General features: G+C 38.5%; 1 protein-coding gene. It reads right to left on the reverse strand.

The window, feature by feature from the left end; all coding sequences use genetic code 11:
- Positions 1 to 228: 228 nt before the first annotated feature.
- Positions 229 to 1,584 (reverse strand): HD domain-containing phosphohydrolase (locus F6K13_RS32355; RefSeq protein ID WP_287289796.1); only part of this gene is annotated, 1,356 nt, incomplete at its 5' end.

Raw genomic sequence — 1,584 nt, forward strand, 5'->3', positions numbered from 1 at the left:
GGTTATAGCCTTGATTGCAAATTGCTGTGTTAAAAGAACTTGACAACGCTCAAACAGAATTTCTTCTAACTCTTCGAGGCTATAACCCAGTACCATTGGTGGCCGAAAATTCAGGTTTAATTACTCCGATGCTACCGGATTTGAGATCACTCCCCTACTCCCCCACTCAAGAAATAGAAAAGCTCCTACATCCAAAGTAAAGAAAAGATCGAGGTATTTTTAAAGATATTAATTGACTGATGTCTTTGATGTAACTGCTTCCTCTAACCAAACGTTGGGAAGTTGACTTGGTCTTTGAGGTAATTGCATCAGACCCATTTCTGTTAAACGAACCACGTTGCTGAGAGATTCTACAAGAATAGGGTCAAAATATCTACCACTGTGATTGATACATTTTTCTAAAGCTTCTCCGAAACTAAGAGCTATTCTTTTACCTCGTGCTTGTATTAGCTCTTGGAAGTAAGAAATTAACCCCAGAATTCGAGATTCTACGGGTATTTCGTCTTCTCTGAGACCGTCTGGTTTACCACTACCATCCCAATGTTCTAAATGATGAGTCACAATTTTAGTTATAGGTGCTAACTCTGGCATCGCTGTTAATAATTGACCACCAAGTACGCTCCTTTCCTGCCAAAAAGCTAAAGTTGCATCATCTAATTCATCTGGTGTTTGAGTAAATACTTCGTTTGGTGCTGATGCTAACCCCACTCGAAACAATAATCCTGCTAACCGCAAACGTCGTAACTGCAAAGTAGGTAAATCTAACATTTGACCAAGAGTTTCAGATAAAGCTGCAACTTGCAAAGAGGCAATAGGGTTACTCGGATCGCGTTCATCTGCTTTCTGCGCCATTCGTAAAAATGCCTGCAATTTATTAGCGTTTAGGTTGCGACTAACTCGTAACGCTTGACCTTCCAATTCCCATAGTTCCCTAGTTTGACGATTCATTGTAATCATCTGCTGTTGGGAAGTTTCCAGATAAGAAACTATTCGAGATACCACATTAGTCATATCTGTAGGTGGTGCATCTTTGATAGTTAGAATTTCTTGATGTTGTTTTTGAATGCTGTCTGCTAAGGCAGGATCGTAGGGGCGACATCTTTCTATGAGAATTTCTGCGGCTTTAACTACTAAACTCCGGTCGAAACTCCATAAACCGTAAAATTTTCTTTCTACATCTACAGTGGGTTTACCATTGAGTACATATTCATCTTCTGATAGTTCATGGCAAAGTACCATCGCTCTGTAACCTGGAGCTAAGATAATTAGATTCCATTCATTAACTAAACTATCCGTCGTTTCTAAATTAACTAAAGAGACATTTTCTAGCTGACTTGTAGGATGTTTGGGTAACCCACTATCTGGTACTGCGCTAATAATAATGTGACGGCTAGATTGTGCTATTTCTTGATAACGATATGCTTCTTGTAAATACCATTTACCTCTTTGAAATGTGACTAAAACTAATGGTTTTTCTTCATAATTTTTAGGGTTAGTTTGTAATATGTGGTCTTCTAAAGCATGGCATAAAGCTACCAATGTATTTTTGAAATAAACTCCGTAACTAGAGGGAAGTTTTCCTTC

Source organism: Okeania sp. SIO2B9 (assembly GCF_010672505.1).
GTDB lineage: Bacteria > Cyanobacteriota > Cyanobacteriia > Cyanobacteriales > Microcoleaceae > Okeania > Okeania hirsuta.